Here is a 16461-nt window from a genome sequence, read left to right as displayed (position 1 = left end):
CTTTTCTTTGCTCCTCTGCGTCTTTGCGTGACGTGATTTATTAAATTCCTTCTTTCTTCAAAATTTCTGCTGCCTCAGTATCTTCGTATTGGAAAATAAGCTTCTTTAAATCAGCAATTAATTGCTTCTGAATAGCTTTATACGCAGCATTTCCGTATTGATTTTTTAATTCTTCGGGATCTTTTTTGAGGTCGTACAATTCCCAATATTCACCGTCATTGTAAAAGCGAATCAACTTGTAGCGGTCAGTGCGGATGCCAAAATGTGTTTGGACGCTGTGTTCGGCAGGGTATTCGTAATAATGATAATAGGTTGATTTTCTTGGTGTTTTGCTGAAAAATGATTGGCCCTGCATGTCTTTAGGAACAGCCAATCCTGCTTCCTGCAAGATCGTAGGAGCAAAATCTGTGTTGTTGTGGATGGCTTTGTCGACGGTGCCCGGTTTGATGTGTTTGGGATAGCGGATGAGCATTGGCATGTGGTGCGATTCTTCGTACATAAAGCGCTTGTCAAACCACCCGTGTTCTCCCAAATAAAACCCTTGATCAGACGAATAAATGACGATGGTGTTTTCGGCTAAACCTGTTTTGTCCAGATATTCCAACACACGACCCACATTACGATCCAACGATAATAATGTGCCCATATAATCCTGCATATAGCGCTGATATTTCCACTCGTCAAGGGCGCGGCCTGATAGATTTTGCTTTTTGAAATCAGCCGTTACTTTATCATAATAGGTGAGCCATGCTTTTTGTTGGGCAGGATTCATACGTTTGACAAAAGCATCATCACCTGCATCTACTTTCAGATCTTCTTTCAAACGCATGGTTTTCGTCACGGTCATGTCCTGACGTTTGGCGGCGAGGCGACCTTCGTAATTGTCGTAAAATGTTTTGGGTAGTTGAAACTTTACATTGTCGAAAGCGCGGAGATCGCCGGTATCAGGAAGCCAATTACGGTGCGGGCATTTGTGGCCGATCACCAGACAAAAAGGTTTGGAAGCATCGCGGTCGGCACTCAGCCATTTCAATGCCTTATCAGTAATGACATCCGTAGCGTACCCTTCTTGGCGAACCGTTTTACCGCTCATTTCAATAAAATCAGGATTATAATAAGCTCCCTGCCCGGGCACTACCGACCAATAATCAAAGTATTGCGGCGTAGCCTGTAAATGCCATTTACCGATCCAACTCGTCTGATAACCTGCGGTTTGCAGGTATTTTGGGTACATGTCCTGACCTGCATTAAATTGAGTAAGATTGGTTTTATGTCCGTTTTTATGACTGAATTTACCCGTCAACAGAGTAGCACGACTGGGCGCACAGATAGAATTGGTACAAAACATATTTTGATAGATCGCGCCTTCTTTGGCCAAACGGTCAATATTAGGCGTTTTGATGTATGGACTTCCGTAAGCGCTGATGGCTTGCAGTGCGTGGTCGTCCGAGAAGAGGATCAAAATATTAGGACGCTTATCTTTGGATTTAAAAGATAAAAGCCCGCCACTTACCATTAAGGCAAACGCAACAAGTGCAATGAATGATTTTTTCATGTATTGAAATTTTGTGTTTAACGTCAGGGAGGATTATTTAACGTCGGCGAGGGCTGGGCGCCCCCGCTCCAAGCCTCGCCGACGTTTTTTTATTGTTCCAACCAATCATACCCAAATGAAACATACACAATTTGAGTATAATTATCTTTCTCGTACAAAACCCCGATGTTTCGGTCTTTTTGCACTACCAGATCTGAATAAGCGGCCGAGCCTCCGTACATTTCTTTGCCGGCAGACCAACTCTTTCCGTCGTCATAACTGACGCGGACGGTTAATTTCTCACGTTTGGTTTGGCTGTTGGCATTGGAAAAGATCAATACTTTAGAGCCTTTTTTGGGTTGGAAATCAATGATACTTCCCTGACAAACAGGGTCGGGTAGGTCGCTCATGATTTTTACTTCATCCCATGTTTCACCTGCATTATTGGTAAAAGCCTGAATCCGGTATTTCGCATCACCCGATTGATTCCGGCAATTGAAGAGTAGGCTTCCGTTAGAAGTTTCGGCAGCAATGGCTTCGTTGCTGCCGGCGTAATTCACATTAGGTGAAAGTTTGAAGGTCTTGCCGTGGTCGTCGCTGTAATAAGCGTGGGCTATGTAATCTTTCGATTGCTTTTGTGGCGGCCCTGCCGAATGATTGGCCGGGATAAAGATGCGTCCTTTGTAATTCCCCTTTTGAATTTGCAGTCCATGTCCGGGCGTATTGGCATAGGAGCGCCAATCTTCCGTAAAATTATACTTCGGATTCACTTCCGGCTTGTTCGGCTTGGAAACCTGAATGGTAATGTTGACAGGTTCATCCCACGTTTGACCGCCGTCGGTACTGGTTTTGTACCACACTTCCCGGATGGCTTTTCCTTCGCGAACTTCCTGCTCATGTGCTATGCCTGTGTTGTAAAACAGAAACAATCGCCCCTTGGGAAATCGTTTATCCGTCAGATCAAAAACAGGCGCTTGATTGCCTGCCTGATCAGCGCCGTTATCGACGACAACCTGTAGTTTTTCCCATGAAAGACCATTATCGGCACTACGTTTCATCACAATTTCTACATCGCCAAAATCCCCGCAATTGTTACGACGAGCTTCGGCAAAAGCCAACAAATTGCCATTGGGAGCCTTAACAATGGCAGGGATACGGAAGCATTTGTAGCCATCTTCCCCGTTTTGAAATACAATCGTTTCTTTTGGAGAATCATTGGCCGATTTTGAAATAAAAAAAAGTAGAAAGAGGTATAAATGCATTTTTGCAAGGATTGAAATGTACTTCGTTGACGACTGAAAAATAAGTAGTATTTCCTGTCAAAGGAGGGGAAAGCGGAAAATTACCGACAGACTTCGGTAAAATTGGGTGAATAATTGGCCGAAAGAGGCTTGAAAATGAAAGGATCAGGTAGGTTATTGTATCAAATTGTATTTCCATAAACGATGAAAAAACGAATTCTTCTGCCGGTCATAGTTTGCGCGATTGTGGGAGTAGGCTTTAAGAGACTGCCAACCGCTCCAAAGCGTCCCAATATTGTGTTTTTATTGGCCGATGATCTTGGTTGGGCGGACTTGGGATGTTACGGAAATACCTTTCATGAAACGCCCAATTTGGACAAATTAGCCGCCGAAGGAATGCAGTTTACGCGAGCGTATGCGGCTTGCGCGGTGTGCTCCCCCACAAGAGCGAGCATCATGACGGGCAAGTATCCCGCACGACTCAAAATCACCGACTGGATTCCGGGCGTTGTTTATCCGTACGCCAAACTTACCACAGCTCGAATGCGGTATGAATTGCCGTTGGAAGAAGAGATTTTGCCCGAAACAGTACACAAAAATGGCTATGCTACCTACCATATCGGTAAGTGGCATTTAGGTGAAACGGATGAATTTTGGCCGCACAATCGTGGATTTGATGTCAACATCGGCGGGCATTCCAAAGGGCAGCCCGGGTCATATTTTTATCCGTATAAAAATGTAACACCAACGGCGGATTATTCCGTTAAATTTCTGCCGGAAGGTGGAAAAGAAGGCGATTACCTCACCGATTTTCTAACCGACCATGCCCTGAAATTGATGGAGAAGGGTGCTCAAAGTGATAAGCCTTTCTTTCTGAATATGAGCTATTATCAAGTTCATACACCGCTACAGGGGAAACCGGATTACATTAAAAAATACGAAGAAAAAAAGAAACAACTCGGCCTTACCAAGCCGAATACTGCTTATGCGGCCATGATTCAAAGTTTGGATGAAAGTGTGGGGCGCATCATGCAAAAATTAGATGAATTGGGATTACGGGAAAATACCATTGTTATTTTCAGTTCTGATAACGGTGGCTTGGTTGAAGTGGATGGGAATGCTCCGTTACGCGAAGGAAAAGGATTTTACTACGAAGGAGGCATTCGGGTGCCGTTATTGGTACGGTATCCGACCATTACAAAACCGAAAACACAATCACAAAGCATCGTTTGCAGCATTGATTTTGTGCCGACATTATTGGAATTGACGCATCTACCCAAGAAAAAAGACGTTGATGGAATAAGTTTTGTGCCTTTGTTGTCAAATTTCGATAGAACGACAAACATGAAAAAACGTGACTTATTCTGGCATTATCCGCATTATCATACGCCGCAGCGACCGCCAACAGGAGCGGTTTTATCGGACGATTATAAGTTGTTGGAATATTTTGAAGATGGGCGATTGGAATTGTACAATGTTCGGGAAGATGTTTCGGAAAAACGTGATCTGGCAAAAGAAAAACCCGAACTGACGCAAAAATTGCTCAAAAAACTAAAAAAATGGCAGCAGGAAACGGGAGCTTTACTACCCGCTCCTAACCCAAATTACGATGCTGAAAAACCATTCAGAAACTCTGTCACGGCGTGGAAAGGAGAAAATAGATTGTAATCCGGAAAGACGAAGAAAGCACTTGTGCCTTTCTTCGTCTCTTCCACTTTTAATGTACTTCTTTCGCCTCAAACCCTGCCTGTTGCACCGCAGATTGGATAAGGTCGCAGGTGAGGTCTTCGCCGGATACTGTCAGGATTTTCTCAGGATTATTGGTGTCTACTTTCCAGGTTTCGACATTTTCAAGTTGATTTAAAAAGGGCGTTACTTTAGCCACGCAGCCGCCGCAATTGATATTGGTTTTGAATTGTAATGTTTCCATGATGTATGAATTTTACGATTTTTGATGTTATAATTTTTTCATTTTCAGACGTAGACTGTTGCCCACCACCGATACTGAACTCAACGCCATCGCCGCGCCGGCAATCATGGGATTGAGCAAAAAGCCATTGATGGGATATAACACACCGGCCGCGAGCGGAATTCCGATAAGGTTGTAAATAAATGCCCAAAACAGATTCTGATGAATAGCAGCCACGGTCTGTTTGGAAAGAAGAATCGCCTGCGGAATCTTTTGTAAGTCGCCGGAAATGAGCGTTATTTTAGCTACATCCATCGCAATATCAGAGCCTTTTCCCATCGCAATACTCACATCGGCCAATGCTAAAGCGTGCGAGTCATTGATGCCGTCGCCTACCATCGCTACGACTTTCCCGGCCTTTTGGAGTTCTTTTAAAAAAGCGGCTTTGTCGGCGGGCAATACCTGAGCTTTAAAGTGTTCAATGCCAACTTGTTGCGCCACTTGTTTGGCCGTTTGTGCATTATCACCGGTCAGCATATAAACCTCAATTTCCTGATCCTGAAGAGCTTTGATAGCTCCGGCTGAAGTAGGTTTTAGGGGGTCAGTGATGGCAAAAGCGGCTAAGACTTTAGTTGTGTCGGCAAAAATAATGGCCGTTTTAGCTTCTGACAACCACTTATTTATGGGAAGACCGAATATCGGGAGCCCCAGTTCGGTCATCCAAACAGGGCTGCCAACATAATAATTTTTACCTTCAATGGTGGCTTTTACCCCTCGCCCTGCTATGTTTTCAAACTGTTGAACAGGGCACGTTTTTATACCTTCCGGTTTTAAATGATTTACAACGGCTTGGGCCAATGGGTGAGAAGATTGGCTTTCAAGGGCGAGCAAAATGCTTTTTTGCTCCTCATTATTTTCAACCCAAAAACTATCCGTAACGGTTGGCTTTCCTTCCGTGATGGTGCCTGTTTTGTCCAATATAACCACATTCACGCGGTGAGCCAGTTCCAGACTTTCAGCGTCTTTGATCAAAATACCATTCTCAGCACCCTTCCCTACACCGACCATGATGGCGGTGGGCGTAGCCAATCCCAACGCACACGGACAGGCAATGACCAACACCGTAACGGCGGCGAGCAAACCTTGTTCGAGGGCATTCTCTCCGCCCATTGCCAACCATGTTAGAAATGTCAAAACAGAAATGCCGATGACAATGGGGACAAAAATGCCGGCGATCTTATCGCTCAACTTTTGGATGGGCGCTTTGCTCCCCTGAGCGTTTTGCACCATTTGAATGATGCCGGCCAAAAGCGTGTCGCTGCCGATTTTCTCCGCAATGAAGCGAAAACTTCCCTGCTGATTGACCGTTCCCGCAAAAACCTTGGCACCTTTGGATTTTTCAACGGGAATCGGTTCTCCGGAAAGCATACTTTCGTCCACAAAAGAGGCGCCGAAGAGTACTTTTCCGTCCACAGCAATTTTATCACCGGGCTTGACAATGATTCGGTCACCGATGCGAACTTGGGCCAATTCGACTTCTTTTTCTTCTCCGTTTTCAATGATCCATACCGTACGAGGTTGTAGCCCCATCAATTTTTTGATCGCCGATGAGGTATTGGATTTTGCCCTTTCTTCCAGCAATTTTCCCAACATGATAAAGACAATCACCACGGCAGCCGCTTCATAATACACATGCGGATGCAGTCCGCGACTGTGCCAAAACTCGGGGTAGAAGGTGTTGAAAATACTGAATAGGTAGGCAATGCCCGTACTGAGCGCCACGAGGGTATCCATATTGGCTTGACCATGACGGGCCTGCTTCCAGGCGTTAATGAAGAAACTTTTTCCAAATAAGGCCAAAACGGGCGTAGTGAGCGCCAACATGATCCAATTGGCGTAAGGCAAATCCATAAAAAACATCCCGATAACAACGACCGGCGCAGTCAAAATACTCGCCCAAATCACGCCGGTTTTAAGGGATTGGACATGCGTTGCTTTGATTTCGGCTTGTTTCACTTGGGCGTTTTCTGTATCTATAATCAGATCATACCCAATGGCCTGTACCGATTTTTTAAGATTTTCGGGCGTGGTTTGATTGGAGTAAAAAGTGATTTGGGCCGTTTCGTTGGCAAAATTGACCGCCGATTCCAGTACACCGGTCTGTTTTTTGAGCACATTTTCGACGCTGGTTGCGCAAGCCGCGCACGTCATGCCCGTAACAGGTATTGTTATTTTTTGTTCATTTTCTATTGCTAACGTTTCCATGAAGTTCTCGATTTGATACTGCAAAGGTACATTTGGTAGATGAATGCGGTGTTACACTATTTTTGCTAAGATTTATACTTTTATTGTTTTGTCAGTTTAAAGAAGTTGCCAAGTGCAGATGTATTCACTTTTGTGATTTTGCGAAGCCATCACTTTAGGAAGCCCAATTCTTTCGGTTTTGAGAAACCGAAAGCACGGAGATGTGACGTCGAAGGTGTGACTCCGGGTTTAAGAACCCGGAGTTTGGGGTTCTTAAAACCCAAAGAGAGAAGTATATCGCCGACTTAGCTTACATTCCATAAATAATAAAACATAATTTTGTTTTGTATAATATTGAAAGTCAACATTATATGTACTGATCCCTGATTTGTGTTTACTACTTTAGTGGTAAGTAAATCTTCTATTGTGCCTTTTAATAAAAAACAACTCAAGATGTTCAAACACCTTTTTTGTTTACTGCTGATTTTCTCCTTGTGGGGAAACCATCGATCCGTTGCCCAAGTTGCTGCCAAACACGATTTGGTTTTTGATAAACTCCCAACGCGTTGGGACGAAGCGCTGCCGTTGGGCAATGGTTTCATAGGAGAGTTGATCTGGCAAAAAGGAGATAAAGTACGTTTCTCGCTCGACCACGCCGAACTCTGGGATCTGCGCCCGATGGAAGGCATGAAGAAGCCTGAATTTACCTATGCGTGGGTGCAGGAGCAGATCAAAAAAAACAACTATACGGCAGTGCAGCAATACGGCGATGTGCCGTATGAGCGCGAACCTGCACCAAGCAAAATTCCCGGTGCAGCTTTAGAAATTGACGCAAAAGAGTGGGGCGAAGTAAACTCAGCCAGGGTGGATATTCAGAAAGCGATAGCTGAAGTAAAATGGACCAATGGAGCCAAACTTACGTCTTTTGTGCACGCTGCATCGGCGCTTGGGTATTTTCGACTGGAAGGGGTGAAAGCGTTTAAGATCAATTTATTAACTCCCAAATACGAAGGCGAAGTAGATAAAACGGCGGGCGGCTCGGTGGCAGGTGATGATCTGGCGCGGTTGGGGTATAAACAGGGAAAAATAACACAAAACAGTAATTCATCTACGTATCGCCAAAAAGGTTGGGGCGGTTTTGAATACGAAGTAAGCGTACGCTGGAAACAAACGGCGGCCACTGCGTGGGAAGGAGTTTGGGCTATTTCAGCGCATTATCCGGATAAACCAAAAATCGAAGCGAGTAAATTGACGGCCAATGTATTAGCTTTTGACAAGGCAGTACTGACGCATGAAGCATGGTGGCAAAATTTCTGGACAAAATCAGGCATTACGTTGCCTGACACTGTTCTGGAAAAACAATACTATCTGGAACAATACAAATTTGGCAGCACCGCCCGCCGAGGTGCTCCGCCGATTTCACTACAGGCCGTTTGGACGGCCGACAATGGTCGGCTGCCGCCTTGGAAAGGAGATTTTCATCACGATCTGAATACGCAATTAAGTTATTGGCCCGGCTATGCCGCCAACCATTTGGATGAAACCCTCGGCTATCTCGATCACCTTGACCAAAACCGTACCGCTTACCGCGATTATACCAAGTGGTTTTACCAAACCGACGGAATCAACGTGCCGGGAGTGACCACGCTTACGGGTGTTCCGATGGGTGGCTGGATTCAGTATTCTTTTTCGCCCACGGTTTCCTCATGGTTGGCGCAGCATTATTATTTGCAATGGCGCTACAGCATGGACCGCGATTTTCTCCAAAAGCGAGCGTATCCGTGGTTCAAAGAAGTGGCAACATTCTTAGAAAAGAACACGTTTTTGAATGCGCAGGGAAAACGCCAATTACCCATCAGTTCAAGTCCCGAGATCAATGATAATAAGGTAACAGCTTGGTTTTCGGAGAATACCAATTACGATCTGTCGCTTATGCGTTTTACGTTTAGCAAAGCTGCCGAGTTGGCGACGGAGTTGAAACTAACGCAGGACGCCGCGCATTGGCGGATGATTTTCAGTCAGTTTTCTTCCTATGCTGTTTCCGAAAACGCGGAATTGAAATTTGCGCCCTCGTTGCCATATAATGAATCGCACCGTCATTTCTCGCATTTAATGGCGATTCATCCTTTGGGAGAAATACGTTGGGAAAATGGTGAGAATGACCAAAAAATGATCAAAAACAGCCTTGCTTTACTCGATAAGATCGGCCCTGATTGGTGGTGTGGGTATTCGTATGCGTGGTTGGGAAGTTTGAAGGCACGGGCTAAAGACGGTGTCGGTGCCGCCAAAACGTTACGGACGTTTGCTACTGCATTTTGCTTACCCAACTCGTTTCACGCCAACGGTGACCAGACCAAATCAGGACTGTCGAAGTTTACATATCGGCCGTTTACATTGGAGGGAAATTTTGCTTTTGCGGCAGGAGTTCAGGAAATGCTGGTACAAAGTTATGCGGGTTTTATTGAGGTATTTCCTGCCGTGCCTGCTGATTGGAAAGAGGTTTCTTTCAAAAATTTACGTACTGAGGGAGCAACGTTGGTAAGCGCAAAACGCAGCGGCGGCTTGGTAGACGAAATTGTTTTAAGGTCAGAAAAAGGCGGTTTGGCACGGCTGAAATTGCCTTTCAAAACTCATTTTGTGAAAGAAAAAAAAGGCGCTGTGCTGGAAAAAATAGAAAATGAATTTGTAGAGATCAGTTTTCAAAAAGGAGGATTTATTGTTTTTAAGAATGGTTATGAATGATGAAAAAAGGGAAATACAGCAGAATGAAGCATGAACACCAGTAATTTTATAGAATAATTGCCGCTTGTTCTCGTTTATTTAATTCCTTCTTTGCACAAAAGAACATGGTTTGGAAGGGGGTAAAATCAAAAGTAAAAATCTAATGATTTGTCTGTAACTTTGCGCGCCATAAAAGAGAACTAACCGAATATGCCTTCTCCAAAACCACTAATACTAGTCAGCAACGACGATGGGATTACCTCGTTAGGAATCAGAACCTTAGTAGAGTTAATGAAAGAGTTGGGAGAAGTGGTTGTGGTAGCACCTGACAGTCCGCAGTCGGGTATGGGACATGCCATTACGATCGGCGAGCCTTTGCGCTTACATGCAACTGAGATTTTCAAAGAGGTAAGAGCCTACGAATGCAGTGGTACGCCGGCAGATTGTGTGAAGTTAGGGAAGCATTATGTGTTAAAAGACCGTACTCCCGATCTGGTAGTGAGTGGGGTGAATCACGGATCAAACAGCTCGATCAGTATTCTGTATTCCGGAACCATGTCGGCGGCCATTGAGGCAGCCATTGAAGGAATTCCCGCCATTGGCTTCTCATTGTGCGATTTTGCACCGAATGCCGATTTTTCCCACGCCAAACCCTACATTTTGCAGATCGCCAAGGCTGTCTTGGAAAATGGATTGCCAAAGGGAGTAGCCCTGAATGTAAATTTCCCCAAAAAATCGGGTGAGCCGTTGAAAGGGACGCGTATCTGTCGCCAAACAAACGGAAAATGGCAGGAGGAGTTTGAGAAAAGAAAAGATCCTTATGGGCGCAGTTATTTTTGGATGGCCGGCAATTTTGTCAACTTCGACGAAGGCAATGAGGACACGGATGAATGGGCATTGGCCAATAATTATGCTGCGGTGGTACCTTGTCAATACGACATGACAGCTTACAACACAGTAGAACTCATGAAAAAGTGGCAATTGGAAGAGAAAGTACCGGAAAGTTAATGGTTTGAGGGTCAGATTATTGGATTTTTGCCGCTTTACGCTTAATTTCCTTGCACATAACCCCCTCAACCTATGAAATATAATCAATCAACTAAAAACCCCTGATAGCATGGCACTTTTAGGAAACTTGTTAAAAGGAGGACTAAAGCTGACCGTAAGCATTCAGCGTGAAAAAAATAACCACGCAAAAGTGCAGCGAAAAACGTTGAGTAAACTTCTTGCAAAGGCGCGATATACGCAGTTTGGCGAAAAGTATAATTTTGAAGAAATACTTAATACAGCCGTTTTTGACGAAGGCAATGCGTTTTACGAAAAATACAAACAGTTCGTTCCTGTTCATAATTACGAAAAAATTTTCCGCGACTGGTGGCACAAGGCGCACGAAGGAGAAAAGAATGTCTGCTGGCCCGGGCGCGTCAAATACTTTGCGTTGAGTTCGGGTACTTCAGAGGCGGCTTCCAAGTACATTCCCGTTACCAAAGCCATGACCAAAGCCTTCCAACGCGCGAGTATTCGTCAGATTTTGTCATTGGGACGTTACGAAGAATTACCCAGTGACCTTTATGAAAAAGGTTTCCTGATGATCGGCGGCAGCACAGAATTGAGTGTGATTGACGAAGGACGTTTTCAGGGTGATGTAAGCGGAATCAATGCGGCCAATATCCCTTTTTGGTTTGAGCGTTATTATAAACCCGGGCGCGAGATAGCCCGTGAGCGTGATTGGAGCCGGAAACTGGAGAAAATTGTGGAAGAAGCACAGCACTGGGACATCGGCTTTATGGCAGGCGTGCCGGCTTGGTTGCAAATCATCATGGAGCGAATCATTGAACGGTATAATCTCAAGAATATCCATGAAATATGGCCTAATTTGAGCGTTTTCGGCCACGGCGGTGTTTCTTTTGAGCCTTATCGGGCCGGTTTTGAGAAACTTCTCGGCAAGCCACTTATTTACATTGATACCTATTTAGCTTCGGAAGGATTCATTGCCTTCCAAAATCGCCCGCACGCCGATGGCATGCGGTTGGTGCTCGACAACGGTATTTTCTACGAATTTGTGCCGTTCAATGATAAAAACTTTAACGAAGACGGTGAATTGGTCGCTAATCCGCAAACGCTGATGATCGATGAAGTGGAAGAAGGAGTGGATTATGCGCTGCTGATTTCTACCTGCTCGGGAGCTTGGCGGTATTTGATTGGAGATACGATTAAATTCGCCAACAAACGCCGCGCCGAAATTACCATTACGGGCCGTACTAAGCATTATTTGAGTCTTTGCGGGGAGCACCTTTCCGTAGAAAATATGAACAAAGCCGTAGAACTCAGCGCCGAAGACTTGGGTATTACGGTGAAGGAGTTTACCGTGGCGGGCATTAGCCATGATTCACTTTTTGCCCATCAATGGTACATTGGCACCGACGATGCGGTAGATGCTGACATGCTGCGCGACAAGATAGATGCTCATCTTAAGATACTGAATGACGATTATATTGTAGAACGGCGACATGCTTTGAAAGACGTTTTTGTAACAGTTTTGCCTTCGGCTACATTTCTTGGCTGGATGGCAAAAAGAGGAAAAATGGGAGGCCAGAACAAGTTTCCCCGCGTACTGAAAAAGAACCTTATTGACGAATGGGAAGCCTACTTACAGGAGCAGGGGGTACAGGTTGAAACCGTTAATTTGAAATAAACGTACTCCTTTTTAAAAGCACTTTTTCCCTATTCACCGATAGAATATTACACTTCAACGAGCTGTTGATTGATACTGCCCTTCGACAAACGCCATCTTTGCGTTGTCGAAGGGCAGTATCTTTTCAGGCACCTGATGCCTGCTTCCCTTCCGACGCATTCATACAACCATTTTAAACAATCAAAATTTTTAAGCCATGAAACGAATTAATTCTTTCATTGTGGCGGCAATGGCCTTCATGATGATGACCCTTGCCGGCTGCAAGAAAAACGACAACGAAATCGACCCCGCAGATGGGCCTGTTTTTGTGGGCAAACGGTTGATCCTTAGCTCATTTGTGATGACGCCGGCGGTTGACCTCGACGGTGACGGAAAAGTAGATCCTGACCTGATGGCTTTTTTGCAGGCATGCGAAAAAGATAACATTGTGATTTTTGAAAAAGGCGGCAGGATGTCGGGCGAGAACGGACTTCTGCGTTGTGATGACGACGGTCCAAGCGAGGGGGATGCGGGAACCTGGACGTACAACGAGCAGACGCAAATTTTGCGTATTGTAGCTGCTGACGATAAAAACGATATTTCGGAATGGAAGATCATTGAGGCATCGTCAAAAGTTTTGAAAGCGCAGGTAGAAGTAGAGGAAGATGGCTTTGTGCTTAAAGCGGTAATGACTTGGAAAGCCGTTTAGGCAGATTACTCGAAAAAATATACCTTGGATTAAGTATTCATTATTCAACGTTTATTCAATTGACCGGACTGAATGATTATTGGTTACGTCTCATCGGCATCACATTGTTGATGCTGGTGAGCGTATCACTTACTAATTATCTCAACCTACCCTTCAGTTGGGTCGAAACAGTAAATCTGGTACTTATACTTATTGAAATTGTAGTCACCTGGGAGGTTGTGCGCTTGATCATCTTTACGTTAAGAGAGCGGTACATTCACCGTAAGCAGGTGCTTCAACGTCTGTTTTTTACGTTTGTTGCCGGAACAGTGAGCATGGCATTGATTCACTGGATTTTGAGCATTGCCCGTTATTGGGTTAGACACCGGTCGCTTAATGATTTTATCAATTATCAGGTAATTATTACGGTAAATGGTCATGGCCTTTCTTTTCCGGTGTATGGAATTGATTTTGTGCAGGCCGGAATTTTATTTTTGTTGTTTTTAGGGATGTACGAGGCTCTTTTCTTCGTGTTGGAATCCCGACAAATGAACAACCGTCTACGGCAGGCGGAGCGGGAAAAAGAAGCCCTTGAGAAAACAAATCTCCAAAGCCAACTGGAAGCACTAAAGCAACAGGTAAACCCCCATTTTTTGTTCAATAGTCTGAATGCGTTGGGAACACTCATTGAGGAAGATCCCAAGCAGGCGTCGCTGTTTTTGGAAGAATTGAGTACCGTGTACCGGTATTTACTCCGGTCGAATGAACATAACTTGACCACATTGGCGGCTGAGTTGGACTTTATCCATTCGTATGCGCATTTGCTCAAAACCCGCTACGGAGCCGGCCTGCGACTGTTCGTCAATGTAGATTCGCGCCATGAAGCCTTTCAGCTCCCTCCCTTAACGTTGCAATTACTGGTTGAAAATGCCGTAAAGCACAATATCATTCTTCCCGAAGAACCGCTTACCATTACTATTTCTACAAATGCCCTTAATCAGTTGATAATCACCAATAACCTGCAACGAAAAAATGCCAAAATTCATTCCAACGGTCTTGGGCTCAATAATATACTAACGAAATACAAAATGCTGGGGCAGGCTACTCCGACCGTTCACGAAACCGAAATCCAATTTGCCGTTTTTTTACCCCTTATTGAATAACAATCCATGGAAACCGGTATCCTGCATTTTTAAATTTATTAAATTTGTACATAATCGTTTGCTTAATTCTGCACACTTTTGAAACCGCTCAATGATAAATGGCCCCGCCGAATCATTACCCTGGCTTTGGCGTTAGTGCTTAATTTCTTTTATTTTAGAAATAACCGCTATGACTTCGACGCCAAAATTTACCTGAGCCGGTCAGTACTTAGTACGGTCTACATTGTGCTGATTTGGGAGTTGACAGTAGGTTGGGTATTGTACGTTCGCAGCCGTTATGCCAACATCAATCAGACGCGCCAACGGGTAGTAACCACCATTGTAGGGTATGTTTCACTCACCGTAATTTTACAGTTGGTGTTTGTGGGATTAATTGATCTTGCCGGTTTTTATGTAGTTGCCCTTACCTGGCGTTCGTATGCCCTCAATGTGGTTGGCGGATTGGTATGTACAGTACTCATAGGTTCTACCTACGAAGCCATCTATTATCTGAGGAAATACGGAGAAGCGGTACAGGAAGCTGAAGCGGTCAAAAAGGAAGGATTGCAAAGCCAGTACGATAGCCTGAAAAACCAGGTCAATCCTCATTTTTTGTTTAATTCACTCAATTGCCTTTCAGCCTTGATCAGTGAAGATAAACGTCGGGCCGGGTTATTTTTAGATGAGCTTTCGAGTGTGTATCGGTATTTGCTTCAGGCAGGCCAAAAGCCAATGGTTACGTTGTCCGAAGAGGTCAGTTTTCTGAATTCCTATCGTTATTTACTGGATACGCGTTTTGGGGATGTTCTTCGATGGGAACTGGACATGAATGAATATTTTGCCGATTGCCTGCTCCCTTCGCTTACGTTACAGGTACTGATTGAGAATGCCCTTCGTCATAATCAGTTACTGTCGGACCAACCGCTAAGGTTTTTTATTCAAACTACGGTGAATGGAGAGTTGGTTGTAAGAAACAGCATTAAACGTAAACGAACGTCGGTAGCGCCTTCACAGGGCAGGCTGATGAAATTAGCCGCTAATTTTGAGATGTTGGGCTTTCCTCAACCTGTTATTGAAGATGATGGTCGGCATTTTACCGTTCGGATAGCATTGTTTCAGCGTGAACAAATCTTGTCGGGATCTGTCAATCCTAAACTGTCAAATCTGTGAAAATCCCTGCATATACCAAACAAAATACGGTAATACAATTGGCTGTTTTGCCGGTGTATATACCTTTGGTAAACTGGATTTTGATAGGAAATCTGTACTGGAGTGATTGGCGCATATTTTTAGTAACGTCATTACTTATGTTTGGCTTTATTTATCCTCACTGGTTTATCAATAATATTATTGCGCTCGAATATCACCGGTTGTATCAGCACCCCAATCAACTTGTTAAACGATTGATTTATACCGTTATATTGAGTTGTTTTAACTCTTGTCTTTTTACTTGGATCGCTTATCAAAGTTTTGGTTTAGCAGGTTTCTCGGAGTATCATCCACAGCCTGTTCGACTGGCATGGGGGCTGAGTTTTGTTATTTTTACTGTGATCGTAGTAACGGCTGTTTTTGAAAGTATCAATGCCTTTGAACAATGGGAAAAGACGTTGCGGGAAACGGAGCAACTTAAAAAGATTCATCTCCAAACTCAGTTTGAAGGCCTGAAAAGTCAGATCAACCCTCATTTTTTGTTCAATTCACTCAATTCACTTTCATCGCTTATAGAAGAAGATACCGATCAGGCCGAGCGATTTGTGGAAGAAATGAGCAGTGTATACCGGTATTTGCTGCGAAGCAACGAGACCCAACTGGTTAGATTGTCGGATGAGTTGACGTTTGCCAATTCATATTTTCATTTATTGAGCACTCGCTACGGTGAAAATATACGGTTGGAGCAAGCCATTGATGATGATTATCAAGAGTATCTTTTGCCGCCGCTGACGTTGCAGCTATTGCTCGAAAACGCCATCAAACACAATGTTATCTTGCCCGAGCAGCCGCTTCATATTCACATTGAAACCATATCGGCCGGCCATCCGTCGGAACAAACCGGCGAACCGGGACGATTGAGGATTCGAAATAATTTGCAGCGTAAGTCTACGAAGGTTTTATCCAACAGGGTAGGATTGGCAAATATTACCACTCAATACCGATTGTTGGGAGGGGGAGAGGTAGTGGTACAGGACGACGATGCCTTTTTTACGGTAACATTGCCTTTGATACGCAGGAACTGACGTTTCAAAGGCGGTTTGTACCGTTTCAGGGACTCCATTCTTGAAAAACCGACTTGTATCGCCGACATTTAGAA

Annotated in this window: 12 protein-coding genes; 8 read left to right on the top strand and 4 right to left on the bottom strand. The window is 44.4% G+C overall.

The window, feature by feature from the left end:
- Nucleotides 1-40: 40 nt before the first annotated feature.
- On the bottom strand, nt 41-1555 hold the full coding sequence (locus tag ACQY73_RS10470) for a sulfatase family protein (RefSeq protein WP_428665219.1): 1515 nt from the start codon (nt 1553-1555) through the stop codon (nt 41-43).
- A gap of 89 nt (nt 1556-1644) precedes the next feature.
- Entirely contained in the window at nt 1645-2796 is a 1152-nt protein-coding gene (locus tag ACQY73_RS10465; protein WP_428665216.1) for a sialidase family protein, read from the bottom strand.
- A 183-nt stretch (nt 2797-2979) separates the two neighbouring features.
- On the opposite strand from ACQY73_RS10465, the gene ACQY73_RS10460 reads away from it, so the two are divergent.
- Nucleotides 2980-4443, top strand: a complete 1464-nt coding sequence (locus tag ACQY73_RS10460; RefSeq protein WP_428665213.1) for a sulfatase — start codon at nt 2980-2982, stop codon at nt 4441-4443.
- Between the two features lie 49 nt (nt 4444-4492).
- On the opposite strand, the gene ACQY73_RS10455 is transcribed toward ACQY73_RS10460, so the two are convergent.
- A complete protein-coding gene (locus ACQY73_RS10455; RefSeq protein ID WP_428665211.1) occupies nt 4493-4705 on the bottom strand; it encodes a heavy-metal-associated domain-containing protein in 213 nt (70 codons plus the stop codon).
- A 27-nt stretch (nt 4706-4732) separates the two neighbouring features.
- Complete coding sequence (locus ACQY73_RS10450) at nt 4733-6949, bottom strand: heavy metal translocating P-type ATPase (RefSeq protein ID WP_428665208.1); 2217 nt, start codon at nt 6947-6949, stop codon at nt 4733-4735.
- Nucleotides 6950-7381: 432 nt separating this feature from the next.
- On the opposite strand from ACQY73_RS10450, the gene ACQY73_RS10445 reads away from it, so the two are divergent.
- The 7 genes from ACQY73_RS10445 (at nt 7382) to ACQY73_RS10415 (ending at nt 16387) form a co-directional block, all read left to right on the top strand.
- Complete coding sequence (locus tag ACQY73_RS10445; RefSeq protein ID WP_428665205.1) at nt 7382-9670, top strand: glycosyl hydrolase family 95 catalytic domain-containing protein; 2289 nt, start codon at nt 7382-7384, stop codon at nt 9668-9670.
- A gap of 189 nt (nt 9671-9859) precedes the next feature.
- Nucleotides 9860-10657 carry a 5'/3'-nucleotidase SurE gene (gene surE, locus ACQY73_RS10440; protein WP_428665202.1) on the top strand — a complete coding sequence of 266 codons (798 nt, stop codon included), beginning with the start codon at nt 9860-9862 and terminating at the stop codon, nt 10655-10657.
- Between the two features lie 109 nt (nt 10658-10766).
- Nucleotides 10767-12344 (top strand): GH3 family domain-containing protein, encoded by a 1578-nt coding sequence (locus ACQY73_RS10435; RefSeq protein ID WP_428665199.1) that lies wholly within the window; start codon nt 10767-10769, stop codon nt 12342-12344.
- Nucleotides 12345-12540: 196 nt separating this feature from the next.
- On the top strand, nt 12541-13032 hold the full coding sequence (locus ACQY73_RS10430; protein ID WP_428665196.1) for a hypothetical protein: 492 nt from the start codon (nt 12541-12543) through the stop codon (nt 13030-13032).
- Nucleotides 13017-14174, top strand: coding sequence for a sensor histidine kinase (locus ACQY73_RS10425; protein WP_428665193.1), 1158 nt, complete (start codon nt 13017-13019; stop codon nt 14172-14174). The genes ACQY73_RS10430 and ACQY73_RS10425 overlap by 16 nt, the downstream gene beginning before the upstream one ends.
- Before the next feature lie 78 nt (nt 14175-14252).
- The gene (locus ACQY73_RS10420) at nt 14253-15323 is read left to right on the top strand and encodes a sensor histidine kinase (RefSeq protein ID WP_428665190.1); all 1071 of its coding nucleotides are present in this window, start codon (nt 14253-14255) and stop codon (nt 15321-15323) included.
- Nucleotides 15320-16387 (top strand): sensor histidine kinase, encoded by a 1068-nt coding sequence (locus tag ACQY73_RS10415; RefSeq protein WP_428665187.1) that lies wholly within the window; start codon nt 15320-15322, stop codon nt 16385-16387. Before ACQY73_RS10420 ends, ACQY73_RS10415 begins: the two co-directional genes overlap by 4 nt.
- The last annotated feature ends 74 nt before the right edge of the window (nt 16388-16461 follow it).

Source organism: Runella sp., from assembly GCF_965279615.1.
Taxonomy (GTDB): domain Bacteria; phylum Bacteroidota; class Bacteroidia; order Cytophagales; family Spirosomataceae; genus Runella.
The sequence above is the reverse complement of the archived record's forward strand: the minus strand, read 5'-3'. Positions and strand labels throughout refer to the sequence as shown.